General features: G+C 68.5%; 26 protein-coding genes. 4 read left to right on the forward strand and 22 right to left on the reverse strand.

Annotated elements, in window-relative coordinates; translation table 11 throughout:
- Positions 1–42 precede the first annotated feature (42 nt).
- The 7 genes from ASG64_RS00280 to ASG64_RS00310 all read right to left on the reverse strand — a co-directional run bounded on the left by ASG64_RS00280 (position 43) and on the right by ASG64_RS00310 (position 7,085).
- Positions 43–765 (reverse strand): TM2 domain-containing protein, encoded by a 723-nt coding sequence (locus tag ASG64_RS00280; RefSeq protein ID WP_056069045.1) that lies wholly within the window; start codon positions 763–765, stop codon positions 43–45.
- A complete protein-coding gene (lgt, locus tag ASG64_RS00285) occupies positions 752–1,795 on the reverse strand; it encodes a prolipoprotein diacylglyceryl transferase (protein ID WP_056069048.1) in 1,044 nt (347 codons plus the stop codon). Before lgt ends, ASG64_RS00280 begins: the two co-directional genes overlap by 14 nt.
- Entirely contained in the window at positions 1,792–2,595 is an 804-nt protein-coding gene (gene trpA, locus ASG64_RS00290; RefSeq protein WP_042573411.1) for a tryptophan synthase subunit alpha, read from the reverse strand. Before trpA ends, lgt begins: the two co-directional genes overlap by 4 nt.
- Positions 2,596–2,618: 23 nt before the next feature.
- Positions 2,619–3,878, reverse strand: coding sequence for a tryptophan synthase subunit beta (trpB, locus tag ASG64_RS00295; RefSeq protein ID WP_231568594.1), 1,260 nt, complete (start codon positions 3,876–3,878; stop codon positions 2,619–2,621).
- A gap of 51 nt (positions 3,879–3,929) precedes the next feature.
- Complete coding sequence (trpC, locus tag ASG64_RS00300) at positions 3,930–4,739, reverse strand: indole-3-glycerol phosphate synthase TrpC (RefSeq protein WP_056069051.1); 810 nt, start codon at positions 4,737–4,739, stop codon at positions 3,930–3,932.
- A 112-nt stretch (positions 4,740–4,851) separates the two neighbouring features.
- A complete protein-coding gene (locus tag ASG64_RS00305; protein WP_056069054.1) occupies positions 4,852–5,517 on the reverse strand; it encodes a TIGR02234 family membrane protein in 666 nt (221 codons plus the stop codon).
- Positions 5,514–7,085: an anthranilate synthase component I gene (locus ASG64_RS00310; RefSeq protein WP_056072362.1), complete on the reverse strand. Its 1,572-nt coding sequence runs from the start codon at positions 7,083–7,085 to the stop codon at positions 5,514–5,516. Before ASG64_RS00310 ends, ASG64_RS00305 begins: the two co-directional genes overlap by 4 nt.
- Positions 7,086–7,232: 147 nt before the next feature.
- Between ASG64_RS00310 and ASG64_RS00315 the strand changes: the two genes are divergently transcribed.
- Positions 7,233–7,730, forward strand: a complete 498-nt coding sequence (locus ASG64_RS00315; protein ID WP_042573294.1) for a MarR family winged helix-turn-helix transcriptional regulator — start codon at positions 7,233–7,235, stop codon at positions 7,728–7,730.
- On the opposite strand, the gene hisI is transcribed toward ASG64_RS00315, so the two are convergent.
- From hisI to nadA, 13 genes are all read right to left on the reverse strand, one after another.
- Complete coding sequence (gene hisI / locus ASG64_RS00320; RefSeq protein WP_042573293.1) at positions 7,727–8,083, reverse strand: phosphoribosyl-AMP cyclohydrolase; 357 nt, start codon at positions 8,081–8,083, stop codon at positions 7,727–7,729. The genes ASG64_RS00315 and hisI overlap by 4 nt on opposite strands.
- Positions 8,080–8,853, reverse strand: coding sequence for an imidazole glycerol phosphate synthase subunit HisF (gene hisF / locus ASG64_RS00325; protein ID WP_042573292.1), 774 nt, complete (start codon positions 8,851–8,853; stop codon positions 8,080–8,082). The genes hisI and hisF overlap by 4 nt, the downstream gene beginning before the upstream one ends.
- The gene (locus ASG64_RS00330; protein ID WP_042573291.1) at positions 8,850–9,689 is read right to left on the reverse strand and encodes an inositol monophosphatase family protein; all 840 of its coding nucleotides are present in this window, start codon (positions 9,687–9,689) and stop codon (positions 8,850–8,852) included. Before ASG64_RS00330 ends, hisF begins: the two co-directional genes overlap by 4 nt.
- Entirely contained in the window at positions 9,686–10,438 is a 753-nt protein-coding gene (gene priA, locus ASG64_RS00335; RefSeq protein ID WP_042573410.1) for a bifunctional 1-(5-phosphoribosyl)-5-((5-phosphoribosylamino)methylideneamino)imidazole-4-carboxamide isomerase/phosphoribosylanthranilate isomerase PriA, read from the reverse strand. The genes ASG64_RS00330 and priA overlap by 4 nt, the downstream gene beginning before the upstream one ends.
- Positions 10,439–10,491: 53 nt before the next feature.
- On the reverse strand, positions 10,492–10,740 hold the full coding sequence (locus tag ASG64_RS00340; RefSeq protein WP_056069057.1) for a hypothetical protein: 249 nt from the start codon (positions 10,738–10,740) through the stop codon (positions 10,492–10,494).
- Positions 10,737–11,369, reverse strand: coding sequence for an imidazole glycerol phosphate synthase subunit HisH (gene hisH, locus ASG64_RS00345; RefSeq protein ID WP_042573289.1), 633 nt, complete (start codon positions 11,367–11,369; stop codon positions 10,737–10,739). The genes ASG64_RS00340 and hisH overlap by 4 nt, the downstream gene beginning before the upstream one ends.
- Positions 11,366–11,983, reverse strand: a complete 618-nt coding sequence (gene hisB / locus ASG64_RS00350; protein ID WP_042573409.1) for an imidazoleglycerol-phosphate dehydratase HisB — start codon at positions 11,981–11,983, stop codon at positions 11,366–11,368. The genes hisH and hisB overlap by 4 nt, the downstream gene beginning before the upstream one ends.
- An 8-nt stretch (positions 11,984–11,991) precedes the next feature.
- Positions 11,992–13,140: a histidinol-phosphate transaminase gene (locus ASG64_RS00355; RefSeq protein ID WP_056069060.1), complete on the reverse strand. Its 1,149-nt coding sequence runs from the start codon at positions 13,138–13,140 to the stop codon at positions 11,992–11,994.
- Complete coding sequence (gene hisD / locus ASG64_RS00360) at positions 13,137–14,474, reverse strand: histidinol dehydrogenase (RefSeq protein WP_056069063.1); 1,338 nt, start codon at positions 14,472–14,474, stop codon at positions 13,137–13,139. Before hisD ends, ASG64_RS00355 begins: the two co-directional genes overlap by 4 nt.
- Before the next feature lie 108 nt (positions 14,475–14,582).
- Positions 14,583–15,050: an SRPBCC family protein gene (locus ASG64_RS00365; protein WP_042573408.1), complete on the reverse strand. Its 468-nt coding sequence runs from the start codon at positions 15,048–15,050 to the stop codon at positions 14,583–14,585.
- A gap of 37 nt (positions 15,051–15,087) precedes the next feature.
- Positions 15,088–15,957 carry a carboxylating nicotinate-nucleotide diphosphorylase gene (nadC, locus tag ASG64_RS00370; protein ID WP_042573286.1) on the reverse strand — a complete coding sequence of 290 codons (870 nt, stop codon included), beginning with the start codon at positions 15,955–15,957 and terminating at the stop codon, positions 15,088–15,090.
- Positions 15,954–17,573, reverse strand: a complete 1,620-nt coding sequence (locus ASG64_RS00375) for an L-aspartate oxidase (RefSeq protein WP_082517914.1) — start codon at positions 17,571–17,573, stop codon at positions 15,954–15,956. Before ASG64_RS00375 ends, nadC begins: the two co-directional genes overlap by 4 nt.
- A complete protein-coding gene (nadA, locus tag ASG64_RS00380) occupies positions 17,570–18,607 on the reverse strand; it encodes a quinolinate synthase NadA (protein ID WP_042573285.1) in 1,038 nt (345 codons plus the stop codon). The genes ASG64_RS00375 and nadA overlap by 4 nt, the downstream gene beginning before the upstream one ends.
- An 81-nt stretch (positions 18,608–18,688) precedes the next feature.
- On the opposite strand from nadA, the gene ASG64_RS00385 reads away from it, so the two are divergent.
- Positions 18,689–19,444 (forward strand): NrtR DNA-binding winged helix domain-containing protein, encoded by a 756-nt coding sequence (locus ASG64_RS00385; protein WP_082042879.1) that lies wholly within the window; start codon positions 18,689–18,691, stop codon positions 19,442–19,444.
- Between the two features lie 7 nt (positions 19,445–19,451).
- Here ASG64_RS00385 and ASG64_RS00390 read toward each other — a convergent pair whose 3' ends face one another.
- Positions 19,452–20,513: a GGDEF domain-containing protein gene (locus ASG64_RS00390; protein ID WP_162245350.1), complete on the reverse strand. Its 1,062-nt coding sequence runs from the start codon at positions 20,511–20,513 to the stop codon at positions 19,452–19,454.
- A 161-nt stretch (positions 20,514–20,674) separates the two neighbouring features.
- On the reverse strand, positions 20,675–21,241 hold the full coding sequence (locus tag ASG64_RS00395) for a DUF2567 domain-containing protein (protein ID WP_052493117.1): 567 nt from the start codon (positions 21,239–21,241) through the stop codon (positions 20,675–20,677).
- A 69-nt stretch (positions 21,242–21,310) separates the two neighbouring features.
- Between ASG64_RS00395 and ASG64_RS00400 the strand changes: the two genes are divergently transcribed.
- Both ASG64_RS00400 and ASG64_RS00405 read left to right on the forward strand, forming a co-directional pair.
- The gene (locus tag ASG64_RS00400; protein ID WP_042573284.1) at positions 21,311–21,907 is read left to right on the forward strand and encodes a TetR/AcrR family transcriptional regulator C-terminal domain-containing protein; all 597 of its coding nucleotides are present in this window, start codon (positions 21,311–21,313) and stop codon (positions 21,905–21,907) included.
- Complete coding sequence (locus ASG64_RS00405) at positions 21,904–22,833, forward strand: NAD(P)/FAD-dependent oxidoreductase (protein WP_056069066.1); 930 nt, start codon at positions 21,904–21,906, stop codon at positions 22,831–22,833. Before ASG64_RS00400 ends, ASG64_RS00405 begins: the two co-directional genes overlap by 4 nt.
- Positions 22,834–22,902: the final 69 nt, after the last annotated feature.

The following is a 22,902-nucleotide window of genomic DNA, read 5'->3' on the forward strand; positions in this document are numbered from 1 at the left end:
CTGACAATCGGGCTACTGGCGAGTAGTTAACCAGCCGGTCGTTCAGGGTTTGAGCAACCGGCCCTCACCGTCGCGGACCTTGCTCGCGAGCATGATGATTCCGTCGATCAGGCACCACAACCACACCGCCGCGTACAGCGGGAGACCGATGATCGCGCCGATCAGCGTGATGGTCAGAAGCACGCTCACCGCGAAGAGGACCACCTGGGCCACAGCGATCGCCGTGGTCCCGATGTAGAACCGGCCGACAGCGATGGGCAGACCGAACAGTAGGGGCGCGAGCTGCAGGATGCCCGCCGTCACCTTGGACTTGTCGCCGTACGGCTCGCCCGTCGCCATGTCCCGCCCGAACGGCGCGGAGGGATCCACGCCGTAGCCCGGACCGTTGAAGTTGTTCTGCGCGTACAGATTCTGACCGTAGGGTTGTTGTCGACCGTACTGAGGCTGCTGCCCGTACTGGGGCTGACCGTACTGGGGCACCTGGCCGTAGGGAGTCTCGGCGGACGGCGCCGCCCATGTGCTCGCCTCGGGCTCCCGGTTCCACGAGCCGTATTCGCCCACCGGGTAACCGAACGCGGCCGTGTCGCCGGCGGACGGTTCCGGGAACGTGCCGGGCGACGGATACGACGGGTACGCGCCGGCGCCCGGACCCTCGCCGAAACTGGCGTTGGTGTTCCAGCCGGGTCCGGAGCTGGACTCGGTGCCAGACGTGTCGGGATTCGCCGCGGGCTTCTTCGTCAGGTCGGGCTTCTCAGGATCGGTCACGTCCCTCGTCCTCACTCGTCGACAGCACCTTGTCGTCAGCGGCCTTCTCGTCGACGGTCTTCTCGTCGACGGTCTTCTCGTCGGCAACCGCGTCGTCCCCGGCCTTGTCGTCGGCAACCGTGTCGTCGGCAACCGTGTCGTCGGCGGTCTCGTTCTCGGTCCGCGTCGACAACGACGCGGGATCCTCGCGGCCCTTCGGTGCCAGCACCACGTAGGCCAGCGCCAACAGGAACACGATTCCGGACGTGAACGAGTTGACCCGGATGCCACCGATCAGCGTGGCGAAGTCGCTGCGCATCAGTTCCACGACGAATCGTCCCGCACAGTAGCCCGCCACGTACAGGGCGAAGATGCGACCGTGACCGAGTCGGAACCGACGGTCGATCAGCACGATCAGAACCACGATGACGATGTTCCACAGCAGTTCGTACAGGAACGTCGGATGGACGACGCGTTCGACGACGCCGGTCGAGACACCACCGAGTGTGTCGACGCGACCGTTGGCATCGACACGTTCGTAGATCTCGAGACCCCACGGGAGGGTGGTCTCCCGGCCGTACAGCTCCTGGTTGAAGTAGTTGCCGATACGACCGATCGCCTGCGCGAGCAGGATGCCGGGCGCCACGGCATCGCCGAACGCCGGCAGCGGGATTCCCCGGCGCCGGCACGCGATCCACGCACCGACACCACCGAGGAACACCGCTCCCCAGATGCCGAGCCCGCCCTGCCAGATCTTCAGCGCATCGACGGGGTTGCCGCCCTCGCCGAAGTACGTGGGTGCGTCGGTGATGACGTGATAGAGCCGGCCACCGATGAGCCCGAACGGTACGGCCCACACGGCGACGTCGAGGACTGTTCCCTTGTCGCCACCGCGAGCGACCCATCGCTTGTCTCCCCAGACGATCGCGATGACGATGCCGACGATGATGAAGAACGCGTAGGCGCGGAGAGCGAGTGGACCGACGTACCAGACTCCCTGAGGCGGACTGGGCAGGTATGCCAGAACCGCGGTGCTCGACGCGAGGGTCACGAGGCCGCCTCGGCGGACCGCACGCCCTCGGCGAGTTCCGCCGTCAACGCGGACACCGCGGAGATACCGGAGTCGACGGCCGTGACCAGAGCGGATCCGACGATGACAGCGTCGGCGTAGGCAGCGATCTCCGCCGCCTGCGCACCGGAACGCACGCCGAGGCCGATGCCGATGGGGATGTCGGAATGCACGCGGATGCGCGAGACCAGCTCGGGCGCGGCCGACGACACGGCGTCGCGGGCTCCGGTGACGCCCATCGTCGACGCGGCGTAGACGAATCCGCTACTCGACTGGACGGTGCGCGAGAGCCGTTCCTCGGTCGAGGACGGCGCGACCAGGAAGATGCGGTCGAGGTGATTGTCGTCGGAGGCCTGCAACCAGTCGCCTGCCTCGTCGGGGATGAGATCGGGCGTGATCATGCCGAGGCCACCGGCCGACGCCAGGTCGGCCGCGAACGCGGACACGCCGTACTTCATGACGGGGTTCCAGTAGGTCATGACGACGGCCTTGCCACCGGCGTCGGCGATGGCCTCGACGACCGTGAACACGTCGCGCACACGGGCACCGTTCTCGAGCGCTCGACCTGCCGCTGCCGCGATGGTGGGCCCGTCCATGACGGGATCGGAGTACGGGACGCCGACTTCGATGATGTCGCAACCACTCTCGACCAGCGCGCGGACTGCCTCGATCGATTCCGGGACGGTGGGAAAGCCTGCGGGCAGGTAGCCGACCAGCGCGGCGCGCTTCTCACCACGCGTGGTCTCGAAGACCGATGCGAGCCGTGACGGACCCGAATTCACGGGGATCGGGGTGGGTGTGACGCTCACTTGATCTTGCCCTTCTCGTCCAGGATCCCGAACCACTTCGCTGCGGTGTCGACGTCCTTGTCTCCACGTCCGGACAGATTGACCAGGATCACGGCGCCCTCGCCCAGTTCCCGGCCCAGCTTCACCGCGCCGGCGATCGCGTGCGCCGACTCGATCGCGGGGATGATGCCCTCGGTCTTGCTCAGCAGCGTGAACGCTTCCATCGCTTCGGTGTCGGTGATGGGCCGGTATTCGGCGCGCCCGATGTCGTTGAGGTACGAGTGCTCCGGTCCCACGCCGGGGTAGTCCAGACCCGCGGAGATCGAGTGCGAGTCGATCGTCTGTCCGTCGGCGTCCTGCAGCAGGTACGAGAACGCACCGTGCAGGGCACCGGGCGATCCTGCCCCGATGGTGGCGGCGTGACGGCCCGTCTCGATGCCGTCGCCGGCAGCTTCGTATCCGATGAGGCGCACGGCCGGGTCGTCGATGAACGCATGGAAGATGCCGATGGCGTTCGATCCGCCGCCGACACACGCCGCGACGGCGTCGGGAAGCCGACCGATGCTGTTCATCAGCTGAGCGCGAGCCTCCATGCCGATGATGCGCTGGAAGTCGCGCACCATCATCGGGAAGGGGTGCGGTCCGGCGACGGTGCCGAAGCAGTAGTACGTGGCGTCCGCGTTGGTGACCCAGTCACGGAGCGCTTCGTTGATGGCGTCCTTGAGAGTCCGCGATCCCGAGGTGACCGGGACGACGTCGGAGCCGAGGAGCTTCATCCGCGCGACGTTGAGCGCCTGGCGCTCGGTGTCGACCTCACCCATGTAGACGAGGCACTCGAGTCCGAGAAGTGCGCAGGCAGTGGCGGTGGCGACACCGTGCTGGCCGGCTCCGGTCTCGGCGATGACGCGGGTCTTACCCATCCGCTTCGCGAGGAGCACCTGTCCGAGCACATTGTTGATCTTGTGCGAACCGGTGTGGTTGAGGTCCTCGCGCTTGAGCAGGATGCGAGCGCCGCCGGCGTGCGTCGACAGATTCGCGGCCTCGAACACCGGGGACGGACGTCCGGTGTAGTCGCGCTGCAGACGGTCGAGCTCGTCCAGGAAAGTGCGGTCGCCGCGTGCCTTCGCGTACTCGGTGGTGACTTCTTCGATGACGCCCATGAGCGCCTCGGGAACGTATCGGCCACCGTACTTACCGAAATGCCCGCCGAGGTCCGGGTCGTGAGACGTGCGATCGGTGATGCCGTCGCTCGAGTTCGGAATATGGCTGGTAGTCACACCAAGAGTCTGCCCGATGACGCGTTGCGCCGACGAGCCGGGTGGAACTGCTCAGCGAGCCGGTTTCGGGCACGACGGGTGCGTTCCGGCGGCCACCAGATCACGCACGGCGGAGCGAGGGTCGCCACTGGTGACCAATCCCTCGCCGACGAGCACGGCGTCCGCACCCGCGCCGGCGTAGGCCAGGAGGTCGGCGGTGCCGCGGACACCGGACTCGGCGACGCGGATGATGTTCGACGGCAGGCCGGGAGCGATCCGCGAGAACGTGTCGGGGTCGACTTCCAACGTCTTCAGGTTGCGGGCGTTGACACCGATGATCTTCGCGCCGGCTTCGAGGGCCCGGTCCGCCTCTTCCTCGGTGTGCACCTCGACGAGGGGCGTCATACCGAGCGATTCGGTGCGGTCCAGCAACGACGCCAACGCGTCCTGTTCGAGGGCCGCGACGATGAGCAGGATCATGTCCGCACCGTGCGCTCGCGCCTCGTGGATCTGGTACGGCCCGACGATGAAGTCCTTGCGCAGCACCGGGATGCTGACCGCGCGGCGCACCGCATCGAGGTCGTCGAGGGACCCGCGGAACCGACGCTCCTCGGTCAGCACACTGATCACACGAGCGCCGCCTGCTTCGTAGGCGCCGGCGAGGACAGCGGGGTCCGGGATGTCTGCGAGCGTGCCCTTCGACGGGCTGGCGCGCTTGACCTCGGCGATGACGGCGATACCGGGCTCGATGAGCGCTGCGGCGGCATCGAGTGCAGGCCGAGCAGCGGCAGCGGCCTTCTTGACGGAGGCGAAATCGACGACGGATTCGCGTGCGAGTGCATCCGCACGTACTCCGTCGAGGATCGAATCGAGAACGGTCATCGGAGCCCCCGCGTCCTTTCGAAGTGCAGTCGATGTCGTCGGAGACACCGCGGTGGATGTGTGGCGCTTGTCATCCGTTCGCTCAGAGTAGAGGCCGGACGGACAAGACCGACTAGCGGGTCTCACCGTTCTCCGATCGCCCCTCGCCGGAGCGTCGTTCACGATCGAGCGTGGGGTCCAGGCCCGAGTCGAGCGCATCCCAGATGGCACGTTCACTCGGTTCCTCCGCGGGGTCGTCGGGATCGGCCAGCACTGTCTGCTCGGCGCGATCGCGTCGGACGGCGGGACTGTCGTAGCGGTCGGACAACCCGCGTGTCGAGCGGGCGGACCGGGCGACGGTCACCGCGGCGGCCAGAGCGAGAAGCGCCCCGGCGAACGCCAACGCTGCGGGTGCCCTGTTCGCCTCGGCGGAGATCACCTCGGCCCGGCCCGGCAGTTCCGCGAGAGACCCGGCACGGTCCGCGGTGGCGCCCGAGACAAGCAGCTGTACCGACGGGATCGCCGCGGCCACTGCCACCAGGGCGATGAGCCCCGCCAGCACGACGGTCCATCGACCACGGATGGCGAACAGAGCCGCTACGGCGGCGATGGCTGCGATGGCCAACGGCGTCGTGGCCGCCGCCCATGTTCCACCCACCAGACGGGTGGTCTGCTGCTCCCCCAGTCCGTCGGAGCTGATCACCGTCACCCACGTCATGCGGGACGACGCCCACAGCGCCAGAGCCGCGAGGGCGAGCAGAACCGCGGAAACACCGACGGTGGAACGGCCGCCTCTCACCGACCTGCCCCGAACGTCGTCACCGTCTCGGCGGCGGCCACCGCACCGAGTACGGCCATGGCCTTGTTGCGCGCCTCGGTGTCCTCGTACTCGGCGACCGAATCGGCCACGACCCCGGCGCCCGCCTGGACGTAGGCGGTTCCGTCCTTGATCAGGGCGGAGCGGATGCAGATGGCGGTGTCGGCGTCGCCGTCGAAGTCGAGGTAGCCGACGATCCCTCCGTACACACCCCGGCGGGTGGGCTCGAGTTCCTCGATCAGTTCCATCGCTCGGACCTTGGGCGCGCCGGACAGCGTCCCCGCGGGGAAGCAGGCGCGCACGGCGTCGAGCGCGTGTTTGCCCTCGTCGAGTCGGCCCGTCACCGTCGACACCAGGTGCATCACGTGGCTGTAGCGCTCGACGTGGCGGTACTCGGTCACCTTCACCGTGCCCGGCTCGCACACGCGGCCCAGATCGTTGCGCCCGAGGTCGACGAGCATGAGGTGTTCCGAGTTCTCTTTCTCGTCCACCAGCAGGTCTTTCTCGAGCAGGATGTCGTCCTCCTCGGTGGCGCCGCGCCAGCGGGTACCCGCGATGGGATGCGTGGTGGCGACGCCGTCGGCGACGGTGACCAACGACTCCGGGCTGGAGCCGACGATGGAGAAGGCGGTCTCACCGTCGGGGCCCGGTACGTGCATCAGGTACATGTACGGGCTGGGATTCGACGCCCGCAGCATGCGGTAGACGTCCAACGGAGTGGCGTCGGTGTCCATCTCGAAGCGTTGCGACAGCACCACCTGGAACGCCTCGCCGGCCTCGATCTCCTCCACGAGACGGCGCACGTCGGCCCCGAATCCTTCGGAGGTGCGCTGACGGCGGAACTGCGGCGCCGGGCGCGAGTACGACGCGACGGTGGAGTCGGCCGGCGAGGACAGGGCGGCGGTCATCCGATCGAGCCGGGCGACGGCGTCGTCGTACGCCTCGTCCACCCGGTTGTCGGTGCCGTCCCAGTTGACCGCGCTGGCGATCAGGGTGATCGCGCCCTCGTGATGATCGACGGCTGCCAGGTCGGTCGCCAGCAGCATGACCATCTCGGGGATCTGAAGGTCATCCTCGGTCAGCTCGGGGAGACGCTCGATGTGGCGGACCGCGTCGTACCCGAGATAGCCGACCATCCCACCGGTCAACGGCGGCAGGTTCGGCAGACGCTCCGAGCGCAGCAGTTCGATCGTTGCGCCCAGGGCGTCGAGTGGATGACCACCCGACGGTGCACCCGCGGGAGTCTCGCCCATCCAGGCCGCTTCACCGTCCAAGACCGTCAACGCGCTGGGACTGCCCGCGCCGATGAACGACCAGCGCGACCACGAGCGGCCGTTCTCCGCCGACTCGAGCAGGAACGTTCCCGGCTTGTCACCGCCCAGCTTGCGATAGGCCGACAGCGGAGTCTCGGAGTCCGCCAACACCTTCCGGATCACCGGCACTACTCGGTGCACCGCGGCGAGCTCGCGGAACTGCTCCCGGGTGGTAGTGCCGTCGCCGCCGGACTGCGTCGACGCACCGGACGCGGCCGTGTCCTTCTCAGCTTGCATGCGCCCCATCTTCCCGGGTACTTCAGGTGTGGCTCGCACGGGTGCGCCGACTCACCGGGCCTCCGCGCGGCGGAACGCAGCGTCGCGGTGGGAGACTCGAACGATCACCGACAGCGACGACGGCAGAACAGGACGATTTCGACAGCGATGGCTGATGCACAGGAACCACAGGCCACGCGATGGCTCACTCCCGAACAACAGGACGCCTGGCGGGCGCTGGTGGCATTCGTGACACGCCTGCCGGCGGCGTTGGACACCCAACTCCAGCGCGACTCGGGCATGACGCACTTCGACTACTTCGTCCTCGCCACCCTGTCGGAGGCCCCGGACCGGCGCCTGCGTCTGCGAGACCTCGCCGACTTCTCCAACGCGTCGCTGTCGCGGCTCTCCCACGTGATGACGAAACTCGAGAAAGCCGGATGGGCGCGTCGGGAAAGCATCAGCGGTGGGCGCGGATCACACGCCGTGCTGACGGACGACGGGTACGCCAAGGTGATCGAGACCGCCCCGGGGCACGTATCGACCGTTCGGTCGCTGGTCTTCGACGGCCTCGACGACGATCAGGTCTCGGAACTGCTGGCGCTGGGAACGGTGATGGTGACGAACCTCGACGCAGGAATCGCGCGCCAGACGAGTTCCGACTAGCTGTCGTCCCCGAGCAGCAGATCCGCGTCGAAGCACGTGTGGTCGCCGGTATGGCAGGCGCCGCCGGTCTGATCGACCGTCAGCAGCACGGTGTCGCCGTCGCAGTCGAGTCGCACCTCGTGCACGCGCTGCGCATGCCCGGACGACTCGCCCTTGACCCAGTACTCACGACGCGATCGGGACCAGTAGGTCCCCTTCCGCGTCTCGAGAGTCATCGCGAGGGCGGTGTCGTCCATCCAGGCCACCATCAGGACGTCTCCGGTCCCGCGTTCCTGTGCGACCGCACAGACCAGACCGTCGTCGTTGCGCTTGAGCCGCGACGCGATGGCGGGGTCGAGAACGGGAGTGCTCACCGGACCTCCACTCCGTCCGCGCGGAGAGCCGTCTTGACGTCACCGATCGTCATCTCACCGAAGTGGAAGACACTGGCTGCGAGGACGGCGTCGGCACCCGCTGCCACGGCAGGGGCGAAGTGCTCGACCGCGCCCGCTCCCCCGCTGGCGATCACCGGGACGTGCACCGCGCCGCGCACCGCCGTGATCATCGCGATGTCGAACCCGGCCTTCGTACCGTCAGCGTCCATCGAGTTCAGCAAGATTTCTCCGACGCCCAGTTCGGCGCCGCGGCGTGCCCACTCGACGGCGTCGACACCGGTACCGCGCCGACCACCGTGGGTCGTCACCTCCCAGCCGGACTCGGTGGGCTGCTCACCCTCGGGCACCGTCCGCGCATCGACCGACAGCACGATGCACTGCGACCCGAAACGAGAACTGAGCTCCCGCAACAACTCCGGCCGCGCCAGTGCAGCGGTGTTGATGGACACCTTGTCGGCGCCCGCGCGGAGCAACGTGTCCACGTCCTGCACCGTGCGGACTCCGCCGCCCACCGTGAGGGGGATGAAGACCTGCTCGGCGGTGCGGGTGACCACGTCGAGCATCGTCGCCCGGCCACCCGACGACGCGGTGACGTCGAGGAACGTCAGTTCGTCGGCGCCTTCGGCGTCGTACTTCGCGGCGAGTTCCACCGGATCCCCCGCGTCGCGGAGGTCGGCGAAATTGACGCCCTTGACCACACGGCCGGCATCGACGTCCAGGCACGGGATGACACGGACCGCGACGCTCATCTACGGGCTCCTGACCGGGTATCGGGTGTGTACGACGCGGGATCACCGACATGCGCGAGGATGTTCAGAACTTCCTCGTGCACACCGGGCGCCGCGGCCAGGACCGAGGTCGACGCCGAGGTCCACTGCTCCCCGGCCAGATCCGTGACGACGCCGCCCGCTGCGCGCACCAGCATGGCTCCCGCCGCGTTGTCCCAGGCGTGGTGTCCGAACACGATCGACGCTCCGAGTGTTCCCGCCGCGGTGTACGCGAGGTCCAGACCCGTCGAGCCGTGCATGCGGATGCGCGAGGACACCCGACTGATGTCGGACAGCAGCTGGACTCGGTACGCCCCCGGCAGCCTGCCCCGACTGTCGATGTTGAAGGCACCGAAGCCCACGACCGACGACGAAAGGGACGTGGTCGACAGACGGGGCAACGCATCGCCGTCGCGGTACACCGGACCACCGTCGACAGCCCAGAAACGCTGTCCGATCAACGGCAGCCACGTCAGGCCGATGACCGGAGTGCCGTCGACCATCAGCGCGAGCAACGTTCCCGCCGTGGGCAATCCGTACGAGTAGTTGAAGGTGCCGTCGATGGGGTCGAGGACCCACACGGTTCCGGAGTCGACGGGCGGACCGCCGAATTCCTCGCCGTGGACGGGGATCTGCGTCTGCTCCTGCAACTCCTCGACCAGTCGGCGTTCCAGTTCGAGGTCGACGGCCGTCGCGAAGTCGTCCGGGCCCTTGGCGACAGCGCTGGGAGCGCCGGCGCCGGCGACGAACCGGTCGTGGATCCCGTCGAGCAGCCCGCGGGCGGTGCCGGCGAGGCTGTCGAGATCCAGATCGCTCACGGCGTCGACGGCGCGCTGTCCGCGACCGCTGCGAGGGCCTGCGGGAGCGTGAACTTGCCGGCGTAGAGCGCCTTGCCCACGATCGAGCCCTCGACACCCTTCGGCGTCAGGGACGCGATGGCCACCAGATCGTCCACGGTGGACACGCCACCGGAGGCGATGACGGGTGCGTCGGTGACGGCGCAGACCTGTTCGAGGAGTTCGAGATTGGGGCCGGTCAAGGTGCCGTCGCGCGTGACGTCGGTGACCACGTAGCGGGTGCAACCGTCGCGATCGAGGCGCTCGAGCACCTCCCAGAGGTCTCCCCCGTCGCTGACCCACCCACGGCCGCGGAGGCGGTGCTGTCCGTCGACGATGCGCACGTCGAGTCCCACGGCGACACGGTCTCCGTACTCGCCGATGGCCCGCTTGCACCATTCCGGATCCTCGAGCGCCGCGGTACCGAGGTTGACGCGCGCGCATCCGGTGGCCAGCGCCGCGCGCAGACTCTCGTCGTCGCGGATTCCTCCCGACAGCTCGACCTTCACGTCGAGTTCGCCGACGACGCCGGCGAGCAACTCACGGTTCGATCCGCGGCCGAAAGCGGCGTCGAGATCGACGAGGTGCACCCACTCGGCTCCGTCGTTCTGCCACGCGAGGGCGGCGTCACGGGGCGAGCCGTAGGAGGTCTCACTGCCGGCCTCTCCTTGGACGAGACGAACAGCTTGACCGTCGGCGACATCGACTGCGGGAAGAAGTACCAGGCTCACGTTCGACGAGGTTACCGGCACGATCGACGGCGCTGTGCGGCAGGGCAGGGCGGTCAGTCGCTGCGGTCGGCTTCGGCGTCGTCGGTACCCACCTCGTCGAAAGACCTGCGTAGGGATTGCTTGGACACGACGGATGCGACCGCGAACGTCAGGACGAGACCGACCGCGACGACGACGAGACCGAGCGGCCCGTCGGGGCTCATCGCCCACAGCGCCACCGTCGTGAGACCGAGCATCACCGTGGCCGCACCCAGCACGAGCGCGGCGTGCCGCCCGAAGGAGAAGTCGGGTAGCTCGCTCACGAGAGCGTACGAAGCCAGTTCTCGAGCAGCACCGCGCCCGCGTCGCCCGACTTCTCCGGGTGGAACTGCGTCGCCGACAGCGGACCGTTCTCGACGGCCGCGATGAAATCACCGCCGTGGTTCGCCCACGTGAGAACGGGCGCTGCCAGGGAGTCGCTCGGTTCCATCTCCCAGGTCTGGGCGCCGTAGGAGTGCACGAAGTAGAAGCGCGTGTCGGGGCTCATCCCGGCGAACAGGACCGAGTCCTCGCCGGGACGGACCGTGTTCCACCCCATGTGCGGCAGGACCTCGGCATGCAGTTTGTCGACCGTTCCGGGCCACTGGCCACAGCCCGTCGCGGGGATGTCGAACTCGACACCACGATCGAACATGATCTGCATACCGACACAGATGCCCAGCACGGGACGGCCACCGGCCAACCGCTTGTCGACGAGCTCGTCCCCGCGGACCGACAGCAGACCGTCCATGCAGGCGCCGAACGCGCCGACGCCCGGAACCACGAGCCCGTCGGCGGCGAGGGCGACGCGGTGGTCGGAGGTCACGGTCACATCGGCACCCACACGCTCGAGAGCCCGCTGTGCAGAGTGCAAATTCCCCGAACCGTAATCGAGCAGCGCTACCGAGCTCACAGACTTCCCTTCGTCGACGGCACACCCGTGACGCGAGGGTCCGGCTCGACGGCAGCGCGGAGAGCGCGCGCGACGGCCTTGTACTCGGCCTCGGTGACGTGGTGCTGGTCGCGCCCGTACAGCACCCGGACGTGCAGGGCGATGCGAGCGTTGGACGCGATGGATTCGAAGACGTGGCGGTTGATCACCGTCGAGTACGGCGCGCCCGGATATCCCGCGATGACGGCGTGCAGCATGTGCTCCGGTTCCCCGGTGTGCACGCAGTACGGGCGGCCGGACACGTCGACCGATGCGTGAGCCAACGTCTCGTCCATCGGAATGAACGCGTCACCGAAACGGCGAATTCCCTTCTTGTCGCCGAGTGCCTGGCCCAGCGCCTGGCCGAGGACGATAGCCGTGTCCTCGACCGTGTGATGTGCCTCGATCTCGATGTCGCCCTTCGCATGCACGGTCAGGTCGAAACTGGCGTGCGTTCCCAGCGCGGTCAGCATGTGGTCGAAGAACGGGACACCGGTGGAGACGTCCACGATCCCGGTGCCGTCGAGGTTGAGCTCCACCGTGATGGACGACTCCTTCGTCGTCCGCTCGATACGCGCGATGCGGTTCGGGGTCATGATGCTGCTCACTGGGACGTCCTCTGTAGGGGGGCGATGGGGCCGGTCACCGTGTCGACGAGCGCAGCACTGACCTCGAGGAAGCGGTCGTTCTCCGCCTCCACGCCGATGGTCACCCGCAGGTGCCCGTCGATGCCGACGTCCCGTATCAGGACGCCGTGATCGAGGTACTGCTGCCACACCGCGGCCGCGTCGGCGAAGCGACCGAACAGGACGAAGTTGGCGCTGCTCGGAATGACATGGAATCCGAGTGCGGCCAGTCGACCCATCACACGGTCACGCTCCGATGCCAGTTCCGCGACGGAGGCCAGGGTGTCGTCGGCGTGCCGCAGCGCGGCGCGCGCAGCGGCCTGCGTCAGAACCGACAGGTGGTACGGGAGCCGGACCAGCAGGAGTGCGTCGACGATCGCCGGCGCGGCGACCAGATAGCCCAGCCGTCCGCCCGCGAAGGCGAACGCCTTGCTCATGGTCCGGCTGACCACCACGCGGGTCGGGAACTCGTCGATCAACTCCACCGCACTCGGCGCATCGGAGAACTCCGCGTAGGCCTCGTCGACGATGACGATTCCGCGTGTCGCCGAGATGATCCTGCGGATGTCGTCGAGCGTCAGTGTGTGTCCGGTCGGGTTGTTCGGCGTGGTCACGAAGACGACGTCGGGGTCGGTCGACTCGATGGCCGACACGGCCGCATCGATGTCGAGCGAGAAGTCCTCGCGGCGGTGCAGGTCGAGGAATTCCGTCTGCGTTCCCGCCGAGATGATCGGATGCATCGAGTACGACGGGACGAATCCCAGCGCGCGTCGCCCCGGCCCGCCGAACGCCTGGAGCACCTGCTGCAGGATCTCGTTCGAGCCGTTGGCCGCCCACAGGTTGTCGACGGTCACCGCGACCCCGGTGCGTCCCGCCACGTACGACGCCAGGTCGGTCCGCAGAGCGACCGCGTCCCGATCCGGGTACCGGTGCAGCGACGCCGCGGCTTCGCGAACCGACCGCGCCACGTCCTCGACGAGCGCCTCGGACGGCGGGTGCGGATTCTCGTTGGTGTTCAGTTGGACCGGAACCTCGAGCTGCGGGGCACCGTACGGCGACTTCCCCACCAGCGCTTCGCGTAACGGCAGGTCGGCGAGGGTGGCGCCCGAACCGGGAACGGCCGTCACGAGCGCGCCTCGAAACGCACGCTCACAGCGTCGCCGTGAGCGGGCAGATCCTCCGCATTCGCCAAGGCGACGACATGCGCCGCAACTCCTTCGAGTGCGTCCCGCGAGTAGTCGACGATGTGGATCCCACGCAGGAACGTCTGCACGGACAGACCCGACGAGAACCGGGCGCACCCTGCTGTCGGCAGGACGTGATTGGAACCCGCGCAGTAGTCACCGAGGCTCACCGGTGACCACGGGCCGACGAAGACCGCTCCGGCGCTGCGGATGCGACCGGCGACCTCCGACGCGTTCTCCGTCTGGATCTCGAGGTGCTCCGCGGCGTACGCGTCGACGGTCCTGATGCCGGCGTCGAGCGAATCGACCAGCACGATGCCGGACTGCTCGCCCGACAGCGCCGTCGCCACACGCTCGGAGTGCTTGGTGGTGAGAGTGCGCTCGGCGACCTCACGTGTGACGGCGTCTGCCAGCTCCAGGGAGGTGGTCACCAGCACGCTGGCAGCCAGGACATCGTGCTCGGCCTGGGAGATGAGGTCGGCCGCCACGTGGACCGGGTCCGCGGTGTGATCGGCGAGGATCGCGATCTCCGTCGGTCCTGCTTCGGAGTCGATGCCGACGACGCCTCGGCACAGCCGCTTGGCGGCGGTGACGTAGATGTTGCCGGGTCCGGTGATCATGTCGACCGGCTCGAGGGCCTCACCGTCGGTGTCGATGCCGCCGTAGGTGAGCAGCGCGACGCCCTGCGCCCCGCCGACAGCCCAGACCTCCTCGACGCCCAGCAGAGCCGCGGCGGCGAGAATCGTGGGGTGCGGCAGTCCGCCGAAGTCGACCTGCGGCGGCGACGCGACGACCAGGCTGCCGACGCCGGCCACCTGCGCCGGCACGACGTTCATGACGACCGACGACGGGTAGACGGCATTGCCTCCGGGCACGTACAGACCGACGCGATCGACGGGCACCCACTTCTCGGTGACCGTGCCGCCGGGTACGACCGTGGTCACCGTCTCCGAACGCCGCTGATCCTCGTGCACCGTGCGGGAGCGCTCGATGGAGACGTTCAGCGCCTCACGGACAGCGGGATCGAGGTCGGCCAGGGCCTTCTCCAGCGCGGCGGCGGGTACGCGCACCGCGTCGGGACGGACCCGGTCGAATGTCTCGCAGTAGTCGAGCGCCGCGTCGGCACCGCGCTCACGGACCGCCTCGACCACAGGAGTGACCAGATGCAGCACCGAGTTCACGTCCACTCCGCCTCGCGGGAGAACGGCCCTGAGTTCGGCCGTGGACGGGGAGCTGCCGCGTAGATCGACGCGTCTCAGCTCGGTGCGGGCGGTCATGAGTGGTCCTCTCGGGGGTCACGGCGTGGTGCGGCCGTGCGGCGCATGGCAATTATCGCGCAACGCCCACTGACCGCACCCGTCGGGGACGACTGGCCGACAGCGAGGTCAGGCGTACCGGTTGGCCAGTTGCTCGAGGGTGGCGGTGATTCCGACGACGTTCTTGTCCGTCTGCTTGGTCAGTTCGAGCATCGCCGGAGCCTTGGCGGTGCCGTAGATGAACGATTCCGTGACGTCGGTCGTCGTCGGCGAGGTCTGCGCGAACTCCCAGCGCCACTTGTGTCCCAGCGGGTGCTGCCACTCGATGACCTTGGTGTCACCGGTGTCCACGAACTCCGTCACCGTGCTGGTGATCCGGTACGGCAGGCCGAACTGCTTCATCTTCACCGAGAACTTGGCTCCGTTCGACAGAGGCGACGGGCCCTTCACGGTGTCCTTGACGGTGCCGGAGCCGTCGAGCTCGCCGTGACGATGCGGGTCGGCCACCTGTGCGAAGAGTTCGTCTGCCGATGCGTTCACGGTCACCCGTCGGGCGATCACACGGTCGCCACGGTCCACTGTCGTCACTGATGTCATGTGACCGATTGTGCCCGAGGAGCCCGACACCGAAACGTCAGCCGAAGTCGAGGCCCAGGTCGAGCACCGTCACCGAGTGCGTGAGAGCGCCCACGGCGAGGAAGTCGACGCCCGTGCCGGCGTACTCGGCGGCCGAGTCCAACGTCAGCCCTCCGGACGATTCGAGCCGCGTACCCGGAGCCGATCTGTCTCGTCTCTGCACGGCCATCTGTGTCTGCCACAGGGGGAAGTTGTCGAGCAGGACGAGGTCTACGTTCTCGGCCAACACCTCGTCGAGTTGTTCGAGCGTGTCCACCTCGACCTCGCACGCGATGTCGGGTGCCGCACGCCGCACGGCATGCAGTGCGGCGACCACGGACCCCGCCGCGACCACGTGGTTGTCCTTGATCAGCGCGGCATCTCCGAGGCCCATCCGGTGGTTGGTTCCGCCACCGGCCCGCACGGCGTACTTCTGCAGTGCGCGCAGTCCGGGGAGGGTCTTGCGACTGTCCCGGACGACACATTTCGTTCCCGCTACGGCGTCGACCCAGGCGGCGGTCGCCGTGGCGATGCCGGACAGATGGCACAGCAGGTTCAGCATCGTCCGCTCGGCCGTCAGCAGTTCACGCGTCGACGTCTCGACGGTGAGGACGACGTCACCGGGCTCGACGCGCGTGCCGTCGGCGACCCGGTGCACCGTCTCGTAGGTCCCGGCGACCTCGTCGAGGACCACGAGCGCCACGTCGACACCGGCCACGGTGCCGTAGCCGCGCGAGACCACGGATGCTCGCGTGCGCGCGTCGGCGGACACCGTCGCGAGCGTCGTCACGTCGGGTCCGTAACGCAGGTCTTCCTCGAGGGCTCTGCGCACCACGTCGAGAATCTCGTCGCGGTCGACGGGGACCAGATCATCGGTCGAGGCGGTCACGACACTCCTACGGTGGTGGTGGTCCCGAACGACGTCGTCGCCCGGGCGAAGGACGGGTCGTCGTCGTGACGGACGAGAACGATGTCGCCGTCCTCCGACAGACGGAAGGCGCGGCTGCGGCGCTGGGCCGGATCCGAGTCGACATGATCGAGTCGGGTGTGCGCCCCGCGTGTCTCGGTACGCAGTGCCGCCGCACGAACGGTGGCGGACGCGAGCATCGTCATCGCCGCGTCTTCCACATCGCGCACCGACGTGACCGGCCGCGTCTGCGCGGAATCCAGGACGGCCGATGCCCGGCGGAGACCGTCCGCATCGCGGACGACGCCGACGTCGCGCGTCATCGTCGCCTGCAGCACGTCACGATCCAGACGGCGGAGGTCGCCCAGCTCGGTGGGTTCCCCGACGACGGGAGTTCCGAGCCGTGCCCGTGCCGCTCGCGCCACACGGGTGCCGAGGACGACGCCCTCGAGCAGCGAGTTCGACGCCAGACGGTTCGCACCGTGCAGACCCGTCCGTGCCACCTCACCAGCGGCGAAGAGACCGGGTACGGATGTGCGACCGTCGGTGTCGGTCACGACTCCCCCGCAGGCGTAGTGCGCGGCCGGCGCCACCGGGATCGGCGACTCGGACGGGTCGACACCCATGTCGAGGCACGCGGCGGTGACCGTCGGAAAGCGGCGATGCATGTCGCGTACCGGTCGTGCGTCGAGCAGAACGTGGTCCGCGCCCGACGCGGCCAGTTGCCGAGCGATGGTGCGGGACACGACATCTCGTGGTGCCAGATCTCCCATCGGGTGGACACCCTGCATGATCGAGCGTCCGTCGAGGTCGGTCAGTCTCGCACCTTCGCCGCGCACTGCCTCGCTGACGAGGGGCAGACGTCCTCGCCCGCCGGGGCTGAACAACACGGTCGGGTGGAACTGCACGAATTCCACGTCGGCGATGGACGCACCGGCGCGCAGAGCGAGTGCGACACCGTCCGCCGTCGCTCCGGAGGGATTGGTGCTGGCCGCGTAGAGCATGCCGTTGCCACCGGTCGCGATCAGCACGGCGGGCGCGCGGACTATGCCCACGTCGACACCCGGTGTCGTCCCGCCGAGGGAGACGACCACACCGGCCGCACCCTCGGGGCCGACGACGACCTGCAGCGCCGTGGCACCGCCCACGGTGGCGGGCGCCGTCGACGACAGTGCTCGCTGGATCTCACGCCCGGTCGCGTCCCCGCCCGCATGCACGATGCGGCTGACGCTGTGTCCGCCCTCGCGGGTGCGCGACACCTGTCCGTCCCGACCGTGGTCGAACGTGGCGCCCAGCGCAACCAAGGTGTCGAAGGCATCCGACCCCGCGCCGACGATGGACCGCACCGCGGCCTCGTCGCACAACCCGGCACCGGCGGTCAGCGTGTCGCGGACGTGCGCCTCGACGTCGTCACCTGTCGCGATGGCGACGCCGCCCTGCGCGTACTGCGTCGACGTGCCCTCGATGTCCTTGCCGACGACGAGTACCCGCATGCCGAGGCGTGTGGCCTCGATGGCCGCGGCCAGTCCGGCCACGCCACCGCCCACGACCACGAGATCGGCGTCGGCCTCCCACGCAGGCGTGAGAGGGGTGCTCACTCGCCGCCGCCGGGGGACCCGATGGCGATCATGCGCTCCACCGACGCACGCGCTCGCTCAGCGGTGGCGAGGTCGACGTGCACCTCGTCCTTGCCCTCGGTGAGACACCGCAGCAGGGCCGCGGGAGTGATCATCTTCATGTAGGGGCAGGACGCGCGGTCGTTGACTGCCTGGAAGTCCACACCCGGCGCGGCTTTACGCAGCTGATGCAGCATGCCGATCTCCGTGGCCACCAGGACCTGCGTGGCGCGGGTGGTCCGTGCGGCGTCCAACATTCCTCCGGTGGAGAGGATCTTGACCTTCTCCTCGGGGACGAAGCCCTCTCCCGCCAGGTACAGAGCGGACGTCGCACAACCGCATTCCGGGTGGACGTAGAGCTCCGCGTCCGGGTAGGCGCGAGACCGAGCGGTCAACTCGTCCCCGTTGATGCCGGCGTGCACGTGGCACTCCCCCGCCCAGATGTGCATGTTGGTGCGCCCGGTCTGTCGGCGGACGTGGGCGCCCAGGAACTGGTCGGGAAGGAACAGCACCTCGCGGTCGCGGTCGATGGAGTTCACTACCTCGACGGCGTTGGACGACGTGCAGCAGATGTCGGTGAGGCCTTTGACCTCGGCCGTCGTGTTGACGTAGGAGACGACGACCGCGTCGGGGTGCTCGGCCTTCCACTCGCGCAGCTGCGCCGCATCGATGGAATCGGCGAGGGAGCATCCGGCGCGCTCGTCGGGAATGAGCACCGTCTTGGACGGGGCGAGGATCTTGGCGGTCTCGGCCATGAAGTGGACGCCGCAGAAGACGATGGTGTCCTCTTCGGCCTGCGCCGCGATGCGGGACAGGGCGAGGGAATCGCCGACGTGGTGTGCGATGTCCTGGATCGCGGGCAGCTGATAGTTGTGCGCGAGGATCGTGGCGTTCTTCGCTTCCGCGAGGCGCAGGATCTCCTCTGCCCACTCCGGTCCGGCCTCGACGCCGGAATACCCGCCCGGTCCGTCGACGACGGCCGAGTGTCCACCGAATCGCGTGGTCGTGATCGACATGAAGTACTCCTCGCGTGCGTTCGGCGACGGAATTCGCCGGGTGCCGATCCGCCGGAATGGACCCGGCGGGGTTTTCGACTTATGATCGAAAACGTGATTCACCGTAGCACCGCCACCGACGAGCACCCCCGGGTCGGCCTCGATCCGGCCGCAGGACCCGTTCACGAAGTCCTGTCCGTCGTCTTCCAGGTGCGCGAACAGGTTGCCCACCGGCCGGCCGAACTGTGCGTCCTGCTGTGGCAGCGAGCCCTGGCGCCGGCACGCGGAACATGGTCCCTGCCCGGTGGTCGGCTGGGCGACGACGAGAACCTCATGGATTCCGCACGACGCCAGCTCGCCGAGAAGGTCGACGTGCGGGAGGTGCGGCACCTCGAGCAACTGTCGGTGTTCTCCGAACCCGGCCGGGTTCCCGGAGAACGCCGGATCGCCTCCACGTTCCTCGGCCTGGTGCCGATCGACGGTGATCCCCGACTTCCCGTCGACACCGCGTGGCATGCGGTCGCGGATCTCCCCGACACGGCCTTCGACCACGGGACGATGGTCTCGCATGCACGGACCAGGCTGGCGGCGAAACTGTCCTACACCAACATCGCTTTCGCGTTGGCGCCCACGGAGTTCAGCATGTCGACGCTTCGCGACATCTATTGTGCCGCATTGGGTTACCAGGTCGACACGACGAATCTTCAACGCGTCCTGAATCGGCGACGAGTGATCGAATCGACCGGTCGAACCGCCCCTCCCGGCCCCACCGGCGGACGACCGGCGGCGCTCTACAAGTTCCGCGACACCGCCCTCCGTGTCACCGACGAGTTCGCTGCCCTGCGCCCACCGGGGTGACCGCTCGTCAGCTCGGGACTCTGCCGGGCCCGACGGTCGTCGACTGTTCGGGATCACGTCGGTCGAGTACGACGGTATCGCCGCCGCGGGCCTTCGCGGAGTACATGGCCCGGTCGGCATGGATCAGGAGCACCTCCGCGTCGCGCGGCGTGGCCCGCACGGGTGACGACGCGACGCCGATGCTCAGACTGGAGTCCGGGTCGGACTGTTCGAGGTAGGTGGCGCAGAGAGATGCGGCGCGCGACATCACCTCGTCGAGCGGCAGCGCGGTGATGACGGCGAACTCCTCGCCTCCCGTGCGCGCGGTGATCGACGGTGACGGGAACGCCTCGTCGATGATCGCCGCCGTCCGTCGGATCACCGCGTCACCGTGATGGTGACCGAACCGGTCGTTGATCGATTTGAAGCGGTCGATGTCGACCACGACGGCCGCGAGGTCGACGCGAAGTCCGACCAGGTCGTCCGCCGAGGCGGTGAGTCCGCGTCGATTGCGGAGACCGGTCAACGGATCGAGATAGGCCGCCGCGACGTCGCTCTTCTGGATGAACTGCAAGCGGTAGATCGAAATCGGTGCGAGAAAGAGCACCATGACGATGAGCATTGCGTAGGTCACGGCCAATCGCGTGACCTCCGTGCCGGATTCGGCGTCCGACCTCACTGCCGACGCGAACACCGCAATACAGACGGCCACCGACACGGTGTGATGCGCAGCGAACACGCGTGGCGTGTGGAACGTGGCGACGTAACTGCTGGCCACGCCGAACAGGATGGTGCAGGGCAGAAGTGCCAGCGGGTCGGACAGCGACAGGATCACCGCGGACAGCCCGATGTCCGCATATGCCACGAAGGCCAGGGACATTCTGCGCGAGGGCCAGGGACCCCGGATCCACGCGGCCCCGACCGCAGCCGTTCCCACCGCGTTGGCGAACACGATCACCGATCCCACCCCTGAAGCAGCTGTCGGCGGCGATACTCCGGCCACGACGTACAGCGCCGCGAACAACAGACACGACAACCCGATCAGAACTCGCGTCGAGGCGAGGGCGGTGTGGGTCTCGAAGTACTTCACCGTCCACCTGTAGTCGACGGGGCTGCTCAGCCAGCGTAGGACGGGATTCGCCACCCGGGACGGCCTTCCTACGCGAACGATGAGGCCCCCCACGCGGCCTTCGGAAGGCCGCCCCGTGACTGCTCAGTGAAGCAGACGAACCGGTGCTCCGAGCCCGAATGTCACGAGCTCGACATCGACTCGTCGGACGCTTCCACGGTGTCACCGCGTCGCAGATCGTCCGACGCGGACAGTGCCGCGATCAGGACGATCGTCACCGCCGCGGCCAGCGGCTGCGCGAGCAGCGCCAGCGGTGTCGACATACCGGGAGCGAGCCCGACGACATCGCCTCGTGCTGCACCCTCGGCGGAGGCGTAGCGAAGGGCACCCACGGCGAGACCGACCCCGGCGGCGACTGCGGATCCGGCGAACGCGCCGACCACGGTGTCGACCGCGAGACGCGGACCACGATCGGAGACGACGGACCAGACGCCCACTGTCGCAACCACTCCGGCCGCGGCCGTGATGCAGAGGAACAGAGCCAGTGCGTCGAATCGGTGATCGCTCTCCCCGGTCAACACGATCGCGCGACCGTCGCCGACGGCGGCGACGTGCTCCACCGGAGCCGTCAGCGCCCACAGCGCGCCGAGGACGAGACCGACCGACGCGAACGATGCGACGACGCGCAGCGAGCGTCCGATCGAGCCACCACGACGTGACGCCACCTCGGACATGTCGACTTCGTTCACACCGGCCAGCCTAGGCTGTGCGGGAACGACCGTCCGGGTCGACGGACGAGTAGCCGAGAGGACGCGCGCATGCAGTTGCGGAAGAACGACGTCGTCGACGGCGCGCTCGTGATCCTCGACGACTACGGACTCGCGGACTTGTCGATGCGCCGCCTCGCCGGGTCACTCGGCGTGGCACCGGGCGCTCTGTACTGGCACGTGGCCAACAAACAGGCACTTCTCGGTGCGGTATCGGATCGCATTCTCGGCCGGCTCGATCGATCCGTCGGCGCGGAGCAGCACCCTCTGGACGACGTACGGGCGCGGGCGCACCGCCTGCGCGACGCACTCCTCGCCCACCGCGACGGGGCCGAGGTCGTCGCGTCGAGCTTGTCGGCCCGCACGGTCACCCATCCTGTGCGGTCGACCTTCGCCGCCGATCTCATCGCCGCGGGCCTGTCCACGGGCGACGCGGACCATGCCGCGGACGCCGTCCTGTACTACGTCCTGGGAGCGACGACCGACGAGCAGTCGCGCCTGCAGATGGAGTCGGCCGGAGCTGCGCCGGTCCCGGAATCCGCGGGCACGGACCAGCACCTCGACACGGACGCCACCGCTCGGTTCGCGTTCGGCCTCGAACTCTTCGTCGACGGCATCAGGCGCCGCGTCCGTACGCTGAACGCGTGACCTCCTCGACGTCTCCCGTCACCCTGCTCGGCGCCGGAATCTCCGGCGCCGCCTGCGCTCGCGTCCTCCGCGACGCGGGCATTCCGTTCGTCGTGCGCAACCGAGGCCGCGCAGTCGGCGGGCGGATGTCCTCGCCCGAGGTCCACGGTCGCAGAGTCGATCTCGGCGCCGGCTACTTCACCGTGCGCGACGACGGCTTCCGTGATGTCGTGGCCGACTGGGCCTCTCGCGGACTCGTGCACGAGTGGACCGACACCTTCACCGTGTTGGCGAAGGGCAAGGCCCCGGAGCAGAAGCCGGGCCCGATGCGCTGGGGCTCCCCCGGCGGGCTGCGCTCCCTGGTCGAGGACTTGCTCGCAGACATCGATATCGACGCCACCGAGGCGGACGCTCTGCCCGCCGGCCACGTCGTCGTGGCGATGCCCGACCCCCAGGCCTCCCGACTCGTGGAGGTTCCGGACCCCGTCGACTACGACCCCGTGATCGCGGTGGCCCTCGGGTTGTCCGCCGACGACGCCCGTCGACTCCCGTTCGACGACGCTGCCTTCGTCTCCGACGACGCGGACATCGAGTTCCTGGCGCGCGACGGTGCACGACGCGGTGACGGGGCGCCGGTGATCGTCGCCCACACGACGTCCGCGCGCGCCCGGCGGCATCTCGAGGATCCGGCCGGCGCGGTGCCGACGGTCGTCGACGCGGTCGCGGCACTCACCGGCATCGGGGCTCCCGAGTGGACGCACACCCACCGGTGGACGTTCGCGAAACCGTCCGGTGCGCACGACCGCAGTCACGGCATCGTCGAGTCGGAGGACCGACTGATCGGTTTCGCGGGCGACCAGTGGTGTCCGGAAGGTTCACCGCGGGTCGAGAGCGCCTGGAGATCGGGCACGGATCTCGGACGCGCCCTCGTCGACCGGCTGTCCTGAGCAAGTCCTCTCACCGCTCTGATCTGCGGCCGCACTCGCCGACGCGTGACTCGGGGTTCGGCCGGGATA

Origin of the sequence: Rhodococcus sp. Leaf247 (assembly GCF_001426185.1) — a bacterium.
Lineage (GTDB): Bacteria > Actinomycetota > Actinomycetes > Mycobacteriales > Mycobacteriaceae > Rhodococcoides.